The sequence below is a fragment of the Streptomyces sp. NBC_00090 genome (assembly GCF_045160815.1).
Lineage (GTDB): Bacteria > Actinomycetota > Actinomycetes > Streptomycetales > Streptomycetaceae > Streptomyces.
Genome location: NZ_CP108224.1, coordinates 1,579,148 through 1,597,200 on the forward strand (window position 1 = coordinate 1,579,148; position 18,053 = coordinate 1,597,200).

Annotated in this window: 13 protein-coding genes and 1 pseudogene; 9 read left to right on the plus strand and 5 right to left on the minus strand. The window is 64.7% G+C overall.

The genetic code is table 11. The annotated features are described in order from the left end of the window. Positions 1-1,146 carry a hypothetical protein gene (locus OG361_RS06805; RefSeq protein WP_405852417.1) on the minus strand — a complete coding sequence of 382 codons (1,146 nt, stop codon included), beginning with the start codon at positions 1,144-1,146 and terminating at the stop codon, positions 1-3. A 174-nt stretch (positions 1,147-1,320) separates the two neighbouring features. Between OG361_RS06805 and OG361_RS06810 the strand changes: the two genes are divergently transcribed. Then, positions 1,321-1,746 (plus strand): hypothetical protein, encoded by a 426-nt coding sequence (locus OG361_RS06810; protein ID WP_405852418.1) that lies wholly within the window; start codon positions 1,321-1,323, stop codon positions 1,744-1,746. Here the strand turns inward: OG361_RS06810 and OG361_RS06815 are convergent. The 3 genes and pseudogenes from OG361_RS06815 to OG361_RS06825 all read right to left on the minus strand — a co-directional run. Then, entirely contained in the window at positions 1,709-2,881 is a 1,173-nt protein-coding gene (locus OG361_RS06815; RefSeq protein WP_405852419.1) for an acyl-CoA dehydrogenase family protein, read from the minus strand. The genes OG361_RS06810 and OG361_RS06815 overlap by 38 nt on opposite strands. A 92-nt stretch (positions 2,882-2,973) precedes the next feature. Then, positions 2,974-3,123 (minus strand): SCO1431 family membrane protein, encoded by a 150-nt coding sequence (locus OG361_RS06820; RefSeq protein ID WP_405852420.1) that lies wholly within the window; start codon positions 3,121-3,123, stop codon positions 2,974-2,976. A gap of 73 nt (positions 3,124-3,196) precedes the next feature. Next, a pseudogene (locus OG361_RS06825) lies at positions 3,197-3,337 on the minus strand (peptidase C39 family protein); the annotation flags it as partial. Positions 3,338-4,954: 1,617 nt separating this feature from the next. Between OG361_RS06825 and OG361_RS06830 the strand changes: the two are divergent. Further along, a complete protein-coding gene (locus OG361_RS06830) occupies positions 4,955-6,394 on the plus strand; it encodes a DNA phosphorothioation-associated putative methyltransferase (protein ID WP_405852421.1) in 1,440 nt (479 codons plus the stop codon). A gap of 4 nt (positions 6,395-6,398) precedes the next feature. Here the strand turns inward: OG361_RS06830 and dndA are convergent, their stop codons facing one another. Further along, complete coding sequence (gene dndA / locus OG361_RS06835) at positions 6,399-7,553, minus strand: cysteine desulfurase DndA (protein WP_405852422.1); 1,155 nt, start codon at positions 7,551-7,553, stop codon at positions 6,399-6,401. A 65-nt stretch (positions 7,554-7,618) separates the two neighbouring features. Here dndA and dndB point away from each other — a divergent pair, with 65 nt between their 5' ends. The 7 genes from dndB to OG361_RS06870 all read left to right on the plus strand — a co-directional run bounded on the left by dndB (position 7,619) and on the right by OG361_RS06870 (position 17,884). Then, entirely contained in the window at positions 7,619-8,749 is a 1,131-nt protein-coding gene (gene dndB / locus OG361_RS06840; RefSeq protein ID WP_383176065.1) for a DNA sulfur modification protein DndB, read from the plus strand. Continuing rightward, positions 8,746-10,242 carry a DNA phosphorothioation system sulfurtransferase DndC gene (gene dndC, locus OG361_RS06845; RefSeq protein WP_405852424.1) on the plus strand — a complete coding sequence of 499 codons (1,497 nt, stop codon included), beginning with the start codon at positions 8,746-8,748 and terminating at the stop codon, positions 10,240-10,242. The genes dndB and dndC overlap by 4 nt, the downstream gene beginning before the upstream one ends. After that, entirely contained in the window at positions 10,229-12,217 is a 1,989-nt protein-coding gene (gene dndD, locus OG361_RS06850) for a DNA sulfur modification protein DndD (RefSeq protein WP_405852426.1), read from the plus strand. Before dndC ends, dndD begins: the two co-directional genes overlap by 14 nt. Beyond that, positions 12,207-12,584: a DNA sulfur modification protein DndE gene (gene dndE, locus OG361_RS06855; protein ID WP_383176056.1), complete on the plus strand. Its 378-nt coding sequence runs from the start codon at positions 12,207-12,209 to the stop codon at positions 12,582-12,584. Before dndD ends, dndE begins: the two co-directional genes overlap by 11 nt. A gap of 304 nt (positions 12,585-12,888) precedes the next feature. Continuing rightward, on the plus strand, positions 12,889-13,359 hold the full coding sequence (locus OG361_RS06860) for a hypothetical protein (RefSeq protein ID WP_405852427.1): 471 nt from the start codon (positions 12,889-12,891) through the stop codon (positions 13,357-13,359). A gap of 388 nt (positions 13,360-13,747) precedes the next feature. After that, positions 13,748-15,487, plus strand: coding sequence for an ATP-binding protein (locus OG361_RS06865; protein WP_405852428.1), 1,740 nt, complete (start codon positions 13,748-13,750; stop codon positions 15,485-15,487). Positions 15,488-15,751: 264 nt separating this feature from the next. Next, positions 15,752-17,884, plus strand: coding sequence for a hypothetical protein (locus tag OG361_RS06870; protein ID WP_405852429.1), 2,133 nt, complete (start codon positions 15,752-15,754; stop codon positions 17,882-17,884). The last annotated feature ends 169 nt before the right edge of the window (positions 17,885-18,053 follow it).

Consider the following 18,053-nt stretch of genomic DNA (forward strand, 5'->3'; position numbering starts at 1 on the left):
TCAGTTCGCCGTCGAGGTGTGATCGGCGAAGCCGCTGGGGTCGTGGCGGCCGAAGGAGCCGTGTTCGAAGATGCCGTAGCCGGTGTGGCCGTCGAGGGTGAAGCGGGCGGCGTGGTCGGTGACGCCGTAGGCGGCCATGGGGTGCGCGGACGGATCGGAGAGGTCGTAGACGCGCCGGTCGGTCCAGCCGCGGCCCTGCCAGGTGCCGTGCTGCCAGTCGGTGGCGGGCGGGTAGCCCGCGCCGACGGCCAGCGGTGAGGAGGCGAGGATCTCGACGCCGATCTCCAGGGGCTTCCCGGTCGGGTCGGTCAGGTGGATGGTGGCCCGTTCGGGGTGGCGGGTGCCGGGGCGGTACGTGATGTCGGTGCGGGGCCAGCCGAGTTGGGTGTCGCGGTGGCCGTTCCGTACGAGCAGGGCTTCGTTGAGGGTGCGGTAGCCGTCGGCGTCCTCCTGGGCGATGACCATGAGGAAGCGGTCCTCGAAGCGCATCGGGATCCAGAGCCAGTGGAAGCCTTCGGGGCGGAACTCGGCGGCGCGGCCGGGTTCTTCGCCGGGTATCGGGCGTACGCCCCAGCTGCGGTCGCGGGTGCCGGTCCACTCCCCCGCCGTGACCGTGAACTCCTCGCCGCCGGCCCTGATCGTGCCCGCGCACTGTCCCGCCTGGACGAAGCGGCGGCCTTCGAGGGTGAGGCGGCCGCCGTGGCGCTGGGTGTGGTGGGGCTCCCAGACGGTGGGGAAGTCGCCGGTCCAGGTGAGGTCGAAGGAGAGCCCGTCGGAGCCGCCATGGTCATCGGGGGCGGCCTCGCAGCGCAGGGAGAGGCGTTTGAGGGGTTCGTCGACCGTGATGACGAGGGGGCCGACGGAGAGGTTGGTGCGGTCGTCGCCGAGGGCGTCGGAGGCGCGGACGGCGTGCAGCCGGTCGCCGGTGCGCAGCGTCGCGTAGGCGTCGATGACACCGGTGTTCGGGTAGACGCCGAGGCCGACGATGAGCAGGGCCCGCCCCTCGTGGTCGAAGACGTGGAAGATGCAGCGGTCGTAGGCGTTGCGGTCGCTGCTGACGTGGTGCTTCATCGAGAGCGGAGCCTGGTGCACGGGGTACTCGTCGAGCGCTACGGGCCGGTCGTCGACGTGCCGGTTCACCGACATGGCTGACCTCCTGATCTGCGGGCGGTTCGGCGTCGGCGGGTGGATCCGCGACGAGAGCTGACGGTACGTCAGATAGCGGCCGGGGGACCAGAGTCGCGCACCGGGTACCGGACGAACTGCCGCTCGAATCCGGTCGGGGGTGACCCCGGCCGTCCGGAAAGCGTTGGTCCGGGCATGACCACGCTGTACACGACTCCCAGCGGTTACGGTCGGCACCGCCAGGCCGAACCGCACAGTGAAGAATCGGTTCGTCAGAACGCGCCGGTGCCGCCGCAGGCACCCGCCCCCACGCCCGTACCCGCCCCGGTCCCGGTCCCCACTCCCGTACCCGCGCCCGGGTCCGCGCCCGGGTCCGCACCCGCGCCGGTGTCCGTACCTGCGCCCGTACCCGCGCCCGTGTCCGTACCCGCGCCCGTACCCGTCCAGGTCTTCGCCGACCCGCCCATCTACCGGGACGTGCTCAGCCTCTGGGCGAGCCAGGGCCGCACCCTCCCGGGCCATCGCGACCAGGAGTGGAGCCGGCTCGCCGCCGGCCCCGTCTGGGCGGACCGCACCGTCCGCGTCAGCGGGATTCTGGTCCGACCAGGTGACGTGCGATGACGACCCGCTGGATCTGATTGGTCCCCTCGACGATCTGCAGCATCTTCGCCTCCCGCAGATACCGCTCCACGGGGAAGTCCGCCGTGTAGCCGTACCCGCCGAGCACCTGCACCGCATCGGTCGTGACCCGCATGGCGGCATCCGTGCAGAAGAGCTTCGCCATCGCCGCCGACCGCCCGAACTCGCGCCCCTCGTCCCGGAGCCGCGCCGCCTCCAGATAGAGCGCCCGGCCCGCCTCCACCAACGTCGCCATGTCGGCGAGCAGGAAACGGAGCCCCTGGAAGTCGGCGATCGGCCGCCCGAACTGCCGGCGGTCCCGCGCGTACGCGACGGCCTCGTCCAGCGCCGCCCGGCCGAGCCCGACGGCGCAGGCCGCGATGCCGAGCCGCCCCGAGTCCAGGGCGGCGAGCGCGATCGGGAAGCCCTGCCCCTCCGCGCCCAGGCGCCGCGAGTCGGGGACCCGCACCCCGTCGAAGTGGAGCTGGGCCGTGGGCGAGCCCTTCATGCCCATCTTCCGCTCGGGCGGGGCGGCGCTGAGCCCCGGCGCGTCCCCCGGCACCAGGAAGGCCGTGATGCCGCGCGCTCCCGAGCCGCCGGTGCGGGCCATGACCGTGCAGAAGTCCGCGATCCCGCCGTGGGTGATCCAGGCCTTGGTGCCGTCGATCACCCAGTCCCCGCCGTCCCGGACGGCCCGGGTCCGCAGCGCCGCCGCGTCCGAGCCCGCGGAGGGCTCGGAGAGGCAGTACGCGCCGAGCAGACCGCCGCCCAGCATCGCGGGCAGGTGCGCGGCCCGCTGCTCCTCGGTGCCGAAACCGGCGAGGGCGTGGCAGGAGAGCGTGTGGACGCTGACCCCGAGGCCCACGGTGAGCCGGGCCGCGGCGAGCTCCTCCAGGACCTGGAGGTAGACCTCGTACGGCTGGCCTCCCCCGCCGTGGGCCGGATCGTAGGGCAGGCCGAGCAGTCCCGAGCGGGAGAGCAGCGCGAACAGCTCGCGGGGGAAGTGCCCGGCGGCCTCCTCCTCCGCGGCGCGCGGGGCGATCTCCCGCCGGGCGATGTCACCCACCAGGGCGAGCAGCTCGCGGGCCTCGTCGGTGGGCAGCCGGCGTTCCACGCCGCCCTCGGGGCTTTCGGACATGGCCGGGCGCTCCTCCCTGCCGGGCGCGAACGGGCGCGCGCGGGGTCGCGGGGAGTATGCCCGTTCCGTACCCGGGGATCACACGGCTGCCCTCACATGAGGCCCGCCCGGGTGACGAGGACGGCGAGCAGGACGACCAGCGTCCAGCCGAGCACGTGCTCCAGGATCTTGGGGCCGTCGCCGTCCCGGGGGCCGCCCGTCCGGGCGCGGGAGAGGAGGCGGGTGTAGGTGGTCGCGGTCATGGCCACACAGTGCGGCACGGAGGCGGCCCCGGAGTAGGACGTCGGTCACGTCCCCCGGAGCCGCCCGGCCGGGTCAGACGAGGCCGAGGGCTGCGAGGGCCTTGCGCTGGGCGGGCGACGGGCTGTCAGGGAAGTAGAGGTAGCAGACCCCTCCTGTGCCGGAGACCACTTTTCCGCTCGCGTTGTACCGCTTGGTCCGGAGCCAGATGTTCTCCAAATGGGAGGGCGCCGCTTACCACGCGACGCCCTCCCGCACAAACATGCAGGTCAGAGGCGCGGACCGCGCGAGGCAAATCGAGCGCAGACGCGCTGGTGCTGACCTGGTGCTGACTTCCGCTGACGTCCGTTCCGGCCCGTTCGGGTGCGTCGTGCTGGATCGGTGCTGACTCCGGGGCCTTCGCCGCCCGGCAGACCTCCACTCGCTTGGTGCGGCCGTCTTTCCCCACTACCGTCCTCGCGAGCAGCTGAAGCAAGCGTAGAGGAATTGTTTGTGAGTGAGTCGATGTGGGACGTCAAGATGTTTGCCGCCTACCTCGGGAAGCCGGTTTCTTGGGTGTACGACAACCATCTCAAGGAAGAAGTGCCAAGCTTCCGCGTAGGCCAGCAGCTTCGATTCTCTCCGGCGGAGGTTCGGCGATGGCTGGAAGAGCGATGCCGAATGGTCGCATAAACGTCAAGTACAAGGAGACCGCCCGCGGCGGTCTCGCGGTGAACATCATCGAGTGCTGAGGTTCTAGGCCCTGACCAGCGCGTTTCATTCTTTCGGCGCTGTCAGGGCCTTCCCTGCTTGCACGGCGGAAAGTCCCTTGAACCTCCCTGGGACAGACGTGAAAGTCCCTGCAAAGTCCCTGGGGTATCCCTGCCCAGTCGGGGCCCCGGCAGGCATCCGCGTCCTGTCCGCTTGGATCAGCCGCGCTGCACCCGCCCATCCGAGCGGCGATCGAACCTGGCCCCGGACACCCACGTCCCGGGCCAGTTCGCACTTCTCAGATCAGAGCAAGCGTCGCAGTCGTTTCACCCACGTACGCCCCCCGGCACGCTCGCCCCGTCGCTCCTGCACGGGCGTTCACGAGCGTACCTAGGGCAGGCCATCACTACGACCGTGAGGCCAGGCATTCAGATCGCGAGAATACGGACAAGATCGAGCTCGATGCCCACGTCCGACGCCTGCGTCAGGGCGACCTGGTTGAGGTGTCGCCCGCACGCGTGAAACCAGTTCCGATCAAGGGAGTCTCCCTTCCACCGGACCCTCCAGATCGGCCAAGCAGGGCAGCTAGCCGACTCGCTCCCCTCGCACCTTGGGCGGTAACTCATGGACGCCTCCTCCACCACGTCTTGCCGACGGGTGCGCTGGAGGGTTCGGGATCGAACGCCTCACTGCATGAGCGCACCTATCGGAAGCCGGCGGACTTCGCGGGGAGCCATCGCTCCCTGGTCGGGCTACCTTCCCGTTAAGCAACAATGCCCTGCATCGCACGGCCTGTCCACAGAGATCAGCAGTCAAGCGATAGATTCTGTTAAACAGAAACCGAAAGGACGTCATGGTCGGTCGGCCGCGCACAGGGCAAACGAAAGTGATGGGCTTTCGCCCGCCGAGACAGCTCCGCGAGGACTTTGAGGCTCTGGCAAGGCGCGAAGGGCGCAGTCCATCCGACGCACTGATCGAGGCCATGCACGACTGGATCGGGAAGAAGCATCGCGAGAGTCCGGAGGGGGCGCAGGAGTAGGCCGCCCCTCACCGGATCGCAGCTACTGCAACCTGCAACTCTCGCCCAGCCTGAGGGCTGCCCATCGCTACCCTCACTGTTACCTGGCCACAGGAAGGGCGAGCATGACGCGGCAGGCTTGGAGTAGCGACCGGAGGTTGACCGCGATCGGCCGGGCTAGTCTCTCCGTGCCAGCCAGACAAGCATTGATCGACAAGCAGGTAGTTCAGGGCCGCACGGTTCTGGACTACGGCTGTGGCCGCGGTGGCGATGTGCGCGCACTCCGGCAGCTTGATTGCAGAGCGGTTGGATGGGATCCGTTCTATCAGGCCGACACGAAGCTGGAGCCAGCCGATGTCGTGCTCCTCACCTACGTCCTCAACGTCATCGAAGACCCACACGAGCGCCGCAAGACCCTCAAGGAAGCGTGGGATCTTGCTGGCACGGTCCTCGTCGCCTCCGCGCGACTGACATGGGAGAAGTCGAAGGTCAGGGGCGAGGCATTCGGCGACGGGCTGCTCACCAGCCGGCAAACGTTCCAACATCTCTTCGGCGTGAGCGAGCTGCGGACCTACGTCGAGGAAGTGACAGGGGTACGAACGGTCGCAGCCGCACCAGGAATCGTCTACGCCTTCAAGGACGACAGAGCCCGTCTCGGATACCTCGCCAGCCGGATCGTTCCTGACGCAGAGTGGCTCAGTTCCGAGGACACAACCTCAGCGATCGCAGCAGTCGTTGACTACGTCGAACGTCGGGGGCGGCTGCCTCGGATGGAAGAAGTACCTCAGTCGATGGGCGCGCTACTTGGCCACTTGCGAGCCAACGAGGTGCGTCGACTCGTGCGGGACTCCGCCAACGCCAGCAAGGTGGAGCAAGGCGGGAAGCAAACAACCCTCAACACCTTGCTCTTCTTGGCCGTGGAGCTGTTCAACGGCCGAGGCCCCTTCAACAGCCTCCCGCTCAGCGTCCAACTCGACGTTCGCGCCTTCTTCACCTCATACAAAGAGGCATGTCAGCGATCCGACCGCCTTCTGCTCAAGCTCCGTGACGACACGTACATCCGTGGAGCCATGCACGCCTCCGCCGTCGGGAAGCTCACCCCGACTGCGATGTACGTACACCAGCGTGCCGTCGACCGCTTGCCCACAGTGCTGCGCCTCTACGAGCACTGTGCCTCGATCGCCGCCGGCCGGCCGCAATCGTGGACGCTGGCCAAGCTACGCCATCAGGGCCGGGCGGTGAGTTGGCTCGACTACCCGGACTTCGACGCCGACCCGCACCCACGGTGCCAGTCCTCCTACCAGGTAGACCTCAGGACCCTTGAAACATCCCACGCGTCATACGCAAACTCGGAGAACCGACCCTTGCTTCACCGCAAACACGAGTTTCTCGCCCCCGACGACCCTGATGTCGAGCGGTACAAGCGGCTGACAGCGGCAGAGGTGAAAGCCGGGCTGTACGAGCACCCTCACCTCATCGGCACCGAGAACGGCTGGGAGTCGGAGCTTGTCCGCTGCGGCCGATCCCTTCGCGGGCATCGGCTGGTGCGCCGCGCTGAAGGGTGAGCCCTCAGGCTGCGTCGGGCTGCATCTGCGCGATCATCTCTGCCAGTTCATCGACGTCGAGGTCAGCTGCTTGACTCGGGAACCAGGACAAACGGAGCCCGTTCTCTGCCGCTTCCTCAGGCAGTCCCATGGCAGTGAGCACATGGCTGGGGGTGTACGAGGCGCTCGTGCATGCCGAACCCGTAGCAACGGCCACATGCCGCTTCAGGCGGACGATGAGCGCCTCGGCATCCACGCCGTCGAACGAAAGATTGAGGATGTGAGGGACCGAATGGTCCTGGTCTCCATTGATCTGGAATCTGGTCTTCTCAAGCGCGGCCAAGAGCCGGGTGCGAAGCTCCATCGCTCTCGCGCTCCACTCCTTGTGCTCCGCCTGGAAGATCCGCGCCGCCTCCGCCATTCCCATGATCAATGGCACCGGGAGCGTCCCGGGTCGAAGCTTCCGCTCCTGGCCACCACCGAACATGATCGGCTGCAGAGGCAGCCGATCCAGGCGACGACGGCGTGTGACCAGCATGCCGACACCCTTCGGAGCTCCGATCTTGTGGCCGCTCATGCTGATCATGTCGATCGGAGCAGTCAGATCCTCGGGCAGCTTCCCGTACCCCTGCGCAGCATCCACGTGCAGGTAGGTCGGGGTCTCCCGAAGGTGGCCGGCGAGTTCGGCAACGGGCTGGACGACACCCGTTTCGTTGTTCACGTGCATCAGTGAGACAACGAGCGTGTCGGGACGCAGCCGCTCCAGCACCTCCTCGACAGCAACCCTGCCGGACGGACCAGGCTTGATGAAATCGACTTCGAAGCCTCGAGACTGCAGGTGCTCCAGAGGTTCGATCACCGCCTTGTGCTCGATGGCCGAGGTGACGATGTGACGCCGACCACTCTGCTCGCCGTAGGGAGCAAGACCGAGCAGCGCGATGTTGTTGCTCTCTGTGGCCCCGCTAGTAAAGATCAACTCATCCGGTTCGGCACCCACAGTGCCGGCAAGGTAGTCCCGCGACTGCTGCACCGCGCGCTTCGCACGGGTCCCATAGTCGTGCGTCCGAGAGCCGGCGTTCCCGAAGTCCTCGGTCATCCAGTGCAGGACAACTTCAGCCACGCGCGGGTCAACACGCGTCGTAGCCGCAGCGTCGAGATACGTCACCACTAGCCCCACCACACCCTTGTGCGTTAATCCTGCACATCATGTACGTCTTATCTCTGACGTACGATAGCGTTACGCGAGTGGGATCACCGTCATCTTCGCAGGTTGCCGACACCGCTACGTCCGCTGGCTTTGACTACATCTTTCCAGCCATCCGGGGCGTCCAAGCGGGGCGCGAGTTCTACGTATCCATGTGCCCGCTCCGCCTCATCCCGAAGATCTTCCTCTTCGACGAGGACGAGCTGGCCCCAGAGGTTCGCGCCCAGCGCGTCCTGAACAAGGGGCGGCTTCCAGCACTCACCCGGTACATCGTCGACAACCCAGACGACTATGTCTTCAGCGCGCTCACCGCGTCAGTCGACGGCGACATGTACTTCGAGAGCATTGCCGACTCGGGTATGGGGATGCGCGCGGGCCAGATCCGCATCCCCATGGCTGCCCGCTTCCTGATCAACGATGGGCAGCATCGACGCGCGGCCATCGAGCAAGCCCTGAAGGAGAACCCCGACCTCGGCGAGGAGACGATCGCGGTCGTCTTCTTCCACGACACCGGCCTTGCCCGCTGCCAGCAGATGTTCGCGGACCTCAACCGCCACGCCGTCCGCCCCCCACGCTCGATCGGTGTGCTCTATGACCACCGAGATGACCTGGCGATCATGGCTCGCCTCTTGGCGATGAAGTCCCCCGTCTTCAAGGGACACGTCGAGATGGAGAACAGCACCCTGGCCCAGCGCTCCCGCAAGCTCTTCACCCTGAGCGCCGTCTACTCCGCCACCCAGTCACTCCTGCAGGGCTTCGAGATCAAGAAGGACAAGGCCCAGGAGCTCGCAGAGGCATACTGGGAGGCTGTCGACCTTGTGGTGCCCGAGTGGGGGATGGTGCGCAAGCGCGAGCTCGCAGCTCCCGAGGTGCGCAAAGACTACATCCACAGCCACGGCATCGCTCTGCACGCTCTCGGCCGTATCGGGAACTCACTCTTGCGACACTCTGAATCCCCCCAGGTGTGGCATTCGAAGCTCAAAGGCCTGACTTCGGTCGACTGGTCCCGCACCAACCCAGATTGGGAGGGCCGCGCGCTGATCGGCGGACGCGTTTCGAAGAGCCACCAAAACCTGACCTTGACTGTGAACTACCTGCGCCATCGCATGAAGCTCGAACTCAGCCCGGAAGAGCAGCGTGTAGAGGACGCATACCTGCGAGGAGACGCATGAGCACCCCGAAGTCGACGGCCCCCTTCCAAGGGAGGGCCCTCGCCGAAGTAGTCAGTGAGCTCACAGAGGAGATCCGTGAACTCTATACAGCTGACGAGGTGCCGTGGGTTATCGGCTACAGCGGCGGAAAGGACTCCACCGCCGTACTCCAACTTGTCTGGCTCGCCCTTCAGGGCCTGCCGGATGAACAGCGCATCAAACCCGTGCACGTCATCAGCACGGACACACTGGTTGAAAATCCGGTGGTCGCTGCGTGGGTCACCCAGTCACTTGAGACGATGGGGAAGGCGGCGAAGGAGCAGGGGCTGCCTATTGAGCCGCACCGCCTGATTCCTGAGGTGAAGGACACCTTCTGGGTCAACCTGATCGGTCGCGGTTACCCTGCCCCTCGCCCCAAGTTCCGGTGGTGCACAGAGCGGTTGAAGATCAAGCCGTCCAACGCGTTCATTCGCCGCGTGGTACGCCGGCATGGTGAGGCAATCCTCGTTCTCGGCATTCGCAAGACCGAGAGCCAAGCACGCGCCCGCGCTATGGCGCGGCACGAGAAGCGTCGCGTGCGCGACCGCCTTTCCCCCAACGGCAATTTGCCGAATTCCCTCGTCTACAGCCCCATTGAAGCGTGGGGCACCGATGAGGTCTGGATGTTCTTGATGCAGTACTCCAACGCCTGGGGGCATCGAAACAAGGATCTCCTCACAATGTATCAAGGCGCCTCCGAGGACTCCGAATGCCCCTTGGTCGTGGACGACACCACACCTTCCTGCGGTGACAGTCGCTTCGGTTGCTGGACTTGCACTCTTGTGGACAAGGACAAGTCCATGACCGCAATGATCCGCAACGACGAAGAGAAGGAGTGGATGCGGCCTCTCCTTGAGCTCCGGAATGAACTCGATGACGTGTCGAAGGAGAAGGAGACCCGCGACTTCCGGCGGATGAACGGCGCAGTCCAACTGTTCCACGACGGTGTCATCCAAGGGCCGTACACACAGGAAGCGCGTCAGAAGTGGCTGAGGAGGCTGCTGGAGGCGCAGACCCTTGTGCGGAAGACCTCACCGGAGAGCGTGCGGGGCATTGAACTGATCTCGGAGGCAGAGCTCCATGAGATCCGCCGCATCTGGGTCTTCGACAAGCACGAGGTTGAGGACACTCTGCCGGGGATCTACGAGAAGGCTACGGAAGAGAAGTTCCCCGGCCAGCCTCTTGATGAGCAGCTCGTCCTCGGAGCAGAGGAGATGGATCTCCTCAAGGAAGTTTGCGACGGAGACGAAATTCATTTCACGATGACGCGTGAACTCCTCGCGGTCGAGCGACAGCACAGGACCATGACACGACGCTCCGGCCTCCTCAAGGAGCTGGAGAAGACGATCAAAAAGGGATTCTACGAGAACGAAGACGACGCACTTCAGTTCGCGAAGCGTAAGCAGGAGATCCGCGACACCGTCCCGACCTACGTGACGCTGGACGAAGAGAAGACCACCGATGCACCTTCATAAGATTGAACTTCACGACTTCGGCGCCTACCGCGGCAAGCAGTCCCTCGACCTGAGCGTTAAGCCTGGACGACCGATCATCCTGATCGGCGGCCTCAACGGTTGCGGCAAGACCACTCTGCTCGACGCCATCCAGCTGGTTCTCTACGGTCCTCGGGCCCGGTGCAGCGGTCGCGGAAACCGCTCATACGATTCCTACCTGCGAGAGAGCATCAATCGCAAGGCGAATTCAGCCGACGGTGCGCAGATCGCGTTGGAGTTCTCCATCGTCGTGGACGGCAAGGAGCGGCATTACAGGGTGGTCCGGAGCTGGCACATCAGTGGCAAGCAGCTCAAGGAATTCCTGAATGTCCATGTAGACGGCCTGTTTGACCGGATCCTCAGCGAGGGTTGGCCCGACCATGTCGAGGACATCCTTCCGCTAGAAGTGGCATCACTGTTCTTCTTCGACGGCGAAAAAATCGAGTCGCTCGCGGATCCCGAGCGCGCGGCCACGGTTATCCAGTCCGCAGTCCATTCACTCTTGGGAGTGAGTACTGTGGAACAGCTCCGGACGGATCTCGTTGCACTGCAGCGTCGCCAGCGGCTGTCCAACGAAGACCAGGCCGTCATCGACCAGATCCGTGCCCAGGAAGCGGAACACGAAGCGGCGAGACAAGAGTACGCCGACCGCAAACTCACCTTGGGTGGCATGCAGTCAAGGTGTGACCGGCTGCAGTTGCAGCTGGACAAAGTGGAGAAGGCGTTCAAGGAAGCCGGCGGCAACCTCTTTGAGCGCCAGAAGGAGCTCGAAAGCAATCAGAAGGGCATCGCCGAACGCCTAGCGGCGCAGCGTAGTGCGCTGCGATCCCTTGCCGCCGGCCCGCTTCCGCTGCTCATGCTTCCGCAGCAGCTGGCCACGCTTCGTGAACAGGCGGTGCGGGAGAAGGATGCTGACAACGCTACGCGGGTCGTAGGCGTGCTGGACGAGCGCGACGCCTGGCTCCTTGAGCAGCTCCCCGCATCGGTTACGGCCGCCGCACGCACGGCTTTGAAGAAGAAGCTGGCCACAGACCGTCTGAAGCGCGAGGCTGCAGCAGAGCTCAAGCAGACCCTCAACCTTCCGCTTGACGCACTCGAGCAACTCTCTGCTCTCGACGAAGCGCTGTCCCGCGACGCATCCCGCGCTCGTGAGCTCCTCAAGGAGTCAGCCGAGACGAGTGACCATCTCGACGACGCTGATCGTCTCCTTGCGGGTGTCCCGGACGAAAAGCTCATCAAGGACCTCGTTGAGGAACGTAACGCGGCGATCGAAGCTCTCGCCGTTGCCAAGGATGAGCTCAGGCGAGGCAAGGAGCAGTTGGAGGAGATCAAGGGCCGTCGCGATCGCATCGGCGCCGATCTCGAACGAGCACAGCAGAGGCGCGTCAAGACGCTGATCGAGATTGAGGAGCTCGATCGCATCGTCGAGTATGCCGAAAAGGCTCGGGACACACTGGAGAAGTTCGGCGAAGCGCTACTACAGCGCCACATCAGCCGTCTCGAGGTCGCAGTCCTGCAGAGCTTCAAGGCGCTGATGCGCAAGAGCCTCATCCACGACCTGCGGATCGACATGGACAAGTCCAGTCTGACCCTCGCTGATTCAGACGGCGAGCCCATCAATCCCGGACGGCTCAGCGCGGGCGAACGACAGCTGCTTGCGATCTCTCTACTCTGGGGTCTCGCCAAGGTTGCAGGCAATCGCTTGCCCAGTGTGATCGACACCCCTCTCGGACGCCTCGACAGCCAACACCGCCGGCACCTCGTCGATCGCTACTTCCCGAACGCCGGCCGACAGGTCCTTCTCCTTTCCACCGACGAGGAGATCGACGAGACCCTCCTCGGCCGGTTGAAGCCCGCTCTGGCGCACACCTACACGCTTGTTCACGACGACACAACGTTCACTACCACCGTCGAGGCTGGGTACTGGTGGACTGCAGGAGCATCGCATGTCGCTTGAGACAGTCCGCCTCTCGCAAACTGCGAAGGATCAACTCATCTGGCTGAAGCGCAGTACTGGGCTGACCCAGTGGAATGAGCTGTGCCGATGGGCTCTCGCCCTGTCGCTCCGGGACTCGTCCACACCGCTGGTGAAGGAGGTAGTGACGGACTCCAACGTCGAGATGTCCTGGAAGACCTTCACCAGCCCGTACGGAGACATCTACCTTGCCCTGCTGAAGCAGCGGTGCCTCGCTGACGGCGAGGAACCTTCGGACGAGGCTGTCGCCCGGACTCTGACGGTCCATCTGCACCGCGGCATCGGCTACCTGCACGGCCGAAGTGACCTTCGGTCCATCGAACAGCTCGTCTCCACCACCACGGGATAGCTAGCCTCAGCTACCCCTCGTCGGGCCCGCCTTCCTGCTGGAAGGCGGGCCCGACTCGTTGACCAGCACGTTGTGCCGGCCCGTCATCGCAACCACCACCTTCCCCAGGAACGACCGCAACAACCGGCGCTCCCACCCGACCTCTTTAGGTGAGGGCCAGTCAGGCTTGGTACGGGGTAAGGGAATTCGCACCCACCGTGTCCGTGCCATCTAGTACCCTCGCAGGACAACCACATAAGCAACGCTTCACCCTTCGGACGCGCGCCACCGCATGGGGCTCGCCGCCAGTCAAGACGGAGCGAACATGATCAGCCACCCGGTCGAGGGGGCAATTTTTGCGCTGCAAAAGCGTGCCCTGGCCACCTGCGACACCTATCAGCTCGACAGGATCGATCGAGCCCTCGACGAGCTTCTGCGGAACCCCTCTGACGCGTCCACGCCAGCGCCTTTTCGCGTGCGATCCGCGATGGGCCACGCCTACGAGGCACTTGAGCGCCGCAAGACCATCGCTCCCAGCATCTCCCTCGGCGAGGAACACGCCGATCACGGAGCCATGGATCACGGGTACCCCGTCGTCGAAATTGTCGAGTGGCTCCGTGCTGAGCCCGGGATCTCCCATGCCCAACGCGTGGTGCTTCAGGCCCTGGCGCACGGAGACGACGCCGAGACCCTGGCGGATCGGCAAGGGCTTCCCGTGCCTCGAGCAAGAGAGCAGATTTCACGTGCCCGAAGGCATGCCCGTCAGCTCTGGGCTGCATCTGCGGGGGCCGCATGAGGCCCCGTCTCATACGACTGCGGCCCTGGCTCATACGGTCCCTCATCCCGCCAGGCGTCGTCGGCAGCTACGTCCTCTACACGGCCACGGGCCTGCCTCGCTACGTAGGGCGGAGCGATACAGACATCCGCCGACGCCTTCTTCGGCACTGCACTGATCAGCGGGGCGCGTACTTCACCTACGACGTCCACAACAACCCAGTGAACGCTTACGACATGGAGTGCGCCATGTTCCATGCGTTCTCTCCTCAGCTGACCAACCGCATCCACCCTGACCGGCCAGACTTCCACGAGACCAGCTGCGTCTTCTGCCGACCAGAACAACGCGCCACCCGACGGTTCCGCGACCTGCAGCAGACTTCCGCCCCCAAAGAGTGAGGTTCCTCGCCATGACCAACCCCTTGTTCCTATCCCCCGAAAGCCAGCGTTCCAACGTCATCCAGATCGACCGCGCTTTGGAATCGATGCGTGACGCCGGCTTCGACCTCACGGCTGCCATCGGGGAGCCCTTGGACAACTCCATTCAGGCCGAGGCCACGCTGATGCGTGTGCTTCCGGTCTATGGGCCGAAGAAGAAGTCCATCGACACCTTCATCATTGCTGACAACGGGGTTGGCATCGACCCCGCGATCATGCACAACGTTCTATCGATGGGGTACAGCGCCCGCTACAACCAGCGCCAGGGCCTCGGTCGCTTCGGAATGGGGCTGAAGCTCGCAGGGCTGAGCCTGGGCAGGCGCATCGACATCTACAGCAAGCGAGCCAGCGGACCCGAGATCGTCCACAGCTACATCGACCTCGACGAAATCCGGGAAGGCAAGCAGCAGTACATCACTTCTGATGAGGTCAGCACCTGGCCCGAAGAGGCCACCAAGCTCATGGTTGGGCGAGATGGACGTCCACTTGCTTCGGGCACCGTGGTTGTCATCGGCAAGATCGACCGCCTCGACGGCGGAGGGGCGTATGGCACCTCGCTGGAGGAGAAGATCTCGGATCTTCGCAAGTTCATCGCGCGCGCCTACCGTACCTACATCGACACAGGTCGCGCGTTTGAGCTCGACGGTAAGCCGGTAACCCTCCACGACCCCCTCTTCCTTCGGGACAACCCCCGCATCATCTCTCGGTACAAGCCCCAGAAGCTGGACCCGCGAGGCCAGTTGATCGAGGAAGGGGACCTGGAGGTTGACGGGCACAAGGTGCACGTCTCTGTCGCTCTGGTACCCGCCGAGTTCCGCCCTTGGAAGGGAGCCGGTGGCGAAGTTGACCACCGAGGCGAGGACATCAAGGAATTCCAGATCAACCGTGTGAATGCCGCCAGGATCAGCATCCTGCGCAACGGTCGGGAGATCTACTACGACGTGGTTCCTTACCTCCTCGACACCAGCCGTACGGACAAGGTGATTCGGTACATCGCGATCGAGATCAGCTTCACGGCGGAGCTGGACGAGTTCTTCCAGGTGCGGAACGTGAAGCGTGGCGCAGAGCCTGTGACGAGGCTCCGCAACGAGCTGCGAGACTGGCTGAAGCTCCCTGTCCTGCGGGCTCGGAAGGTGATCCGCGAGTACTGGGGAGAAGTCGAGACGCGGGAGCGCCTCGCTAAGGGAGAGCACAGCAGCAGCATGGCAACGGCGGAACGGACCGATCCGAGCCTCCCCAAGGGAGTCGCCGGCAGGACGGCTACCGCGGAGCAGGAGGAGGAGGTTGTCCAGCACGCCGCCCAGGACATGGGGCTGGACCCTGAGACCGACGGCGCCAAGATCGAGACACTCCGCGAGCAGGTTCGAACCAAGCCCATCACCCTGCTTGACGGCAGTTGGCCGGGTAAGGAGTTCCTCGAGGTACACCACCTCAACGGTAAGTCGGTCGTGAAGTTCAACCATCGGCACTCGTTCTTCCGTGACGTCTATGGGCCACTGAAGAAGATCGCCGACGACGGGGCCGAGGGAATGAGCCCCGAAGACGTACTGGATCTCGCGCGTCGGGCCGAGGCGGCCATCGACCTGCTGTTCATGGGCTACGCGCGGGCGGAGGCCATGCACGAGAACCCTGATGAGCAGTTCAGCCAGCTCCGTACGTACTGGGGTTTGTTCACCGGAGTCATGCTCAAGGAAGAACTCAAGGACGAGTGAGCCTGCGGGCTGTGCTGGACGGGCGTGGCAGCCGTCCAGCACAGCCGCACGGGGGGCATCTGTTGTGGCGCGCACTGTGGATGAGGCGAGTCACTTCCCACATCCGCCCACGCGGCCAGCACGTGACCTGCAGGATGTTGTGAGAACGCTCAGCAAGCAAGACGCCGAGACCAGCGCCATGGCCGCTGACTTCGGCACCTACGCAGTTTGGAAAGGCAGTGAAGGATGTTCGGGTCGGGCAGTGGGCTTACGTTCCGAGATTACGTGCAGGGAACGTGGGGCAGCTTCGACACCCCGGCGGGGCGGGTCGACTACATCATGACAAAGGCTCGACTCGGTGGTGACGCCAACACACCCGAGCGCCAACTCACGAAGAACCTCGCCCCGGTTCGCGAAGTCATGGATGCCGGCGACCTTGACTTCAACCAGCTTCTGCAGCGTGACCTCGACGATCACCGAGTAGCTGTCAACCTGATCCCCTACTTGCTCAAGCCCCAGACCACGGGGCCGGCCTTCTTCCCGCCGATCGTGGCTGTTCTGCTCCCCTTCCAGAACAAGCGTCCGACATCCTTTCCGGTGCTGGGGGACGTGACATCGATCAGCGCCGACGAAGCGCACTGGCAGGAGCAGCGTGCTGGTAACGCGTTCCAGGTCCACCGCCTGCTCGGCCCTGATGGGCAGCCGCACGGGGCAAATGTCGGCAAGTTCTGGTGGAACCGCACCGAGTCCAGCCTCGTGGTTCTCGACGGCCAGCACCGAGCCATGGCCCTCCTTGCGATTGAGCGCACCCTTACCAACTCATGGGGAGACACCTCTGCGGTCAAGTACCGGTCCTTCTATGAGCACCAGGTACGACGCGTGCTCGAACAGCACGGCGCCGGCGAACCCGACCTGTCGAAGGTCGAGGTGCCCGTCACTGTGTGCTGGTTCCCGGAGCAAACTGGAGATGGCTCCCGCCCCCACGAAGCAGCGCGGAAGCTGTTCGTCGACGTCAACAAGGAGGCGCGCCCCCCGAGCGAGTCCCGCATCATCCTGCTCTCGGATGCCGAACTCTCCAACGTCCTGACGCGAAGCATGCTGAGTGAGCTGCGGAGCCGCAACGACGACTCGTACCTGCCCCTCTACGCAGTGGAGTACGACAACCCTGAAGTGAACAGCCACCGGCCGGCACGGTGGTCGGTACTCACGAACATCAACCTCCTCAAGATGGCCGTGAACCGCTGCATCTTCGGGCCGTCGAAGTACCTCACCAACGTCGCACAGGGGATCTCTGGTAAGGACAGCGAGCAGCAGCGCGACGACTTCATGCGTAGCCAGCTCGACGTAGCCAGTCTTCTAGAGCGGTACTTCGAGGATGGCGGCATCACGTTCGACCGAGACTCTCTCGGCGACAAGCAGTTCCCCCTCGGCCAGATGGAAGCAATCAGCACCCGGTTCAAGGAGACGTGGGGCCGGGCCATCCTGACGTTGCTCTCGAGGACCGCGCCGTACGCAGCACACGCCAGAGCGCTGACGAAACTCAGGGACGACTGGCATGTAGCGGACACCTTCGCTGCTCTGGCTCACGACGCCCTCTTCGGCGGCGTTGGCGTCTTCTGGACGCTGCGCGATAGCTACGACCACTACACAGAGCACAGGGACAGCGCAGACCGCAGGCTGCCCAAGTCGGATGTCATCCGAGCGTGGGAGGCGCTCAAGGGTAAGGAAGAGGATTTCGACCAGTACCGAGCCCAGGAGTACCTCGGATCGACTCGTCCCGAGCGTGTGAAGCGTGGCAAGGACGCCTACGCTGTGCTCAACACCCACGCCTGTCAGCTCGGTCTCGTCATGACCATGGGCTCGCTGTGGGAAGTACGGAAAACACAGCCTGGCGGCGTCGAGCTCAAAGACCTCCCGGGCTTTGCGGAAGCTCTCGTTGAAGCCTGGAATGCCTTCTTCCAGATCGAGCACAGCCGCGCACGTGACCGGAAGGTCGCCTTCAACAAGGTTGGCATCTCAAACCCGATCAACCAGATCGGGAACATGGAGTCGGCACAAGCCGTCTACTTTCGGTATTTCTGGTTGCAGGCCCTCGCTGTCCCCGCTGCGTGGGTTCACGTGGCCGCATGGTTGCCGGACCGCGAAGAGTTCGACATCAAGCTCAGTGAGGCCCGGCGCATGTACCTTGACCTCTGCATCAAGCAGCAGCTCAAGGCCCTCAAGACGAGCCAGCCGTCAGCTCAAGAGAGCGATCTCCGACCCATCGCCGAGACCCAAGCAAAGACGGCGCTTGGGAAGGCCCTCAAGGACTGGTTCGCGGTGTCCGACGACGACTTCGATGCTTGGTTGAGCAAGCCAGCTCGCCGCAGCAAGCAAGGTGAGCTCGACCTGGATGATGTCGCTGCGGAGGCAGGGTAGCCGAGCCCGGAGAAGGCGCCGGCGGGCGCGACGAGTCGCTCGCCGGCGCCTGCCGTATAGAGGCGGATCCTCGGCCGCTGGTACAGACGCTTCCTGTGTGGCGGTCGTTCGGCTCAGGCGGGGTCATACGTGCACGTTGGCGTTAGCCGCCACCACGGAATAGACACCT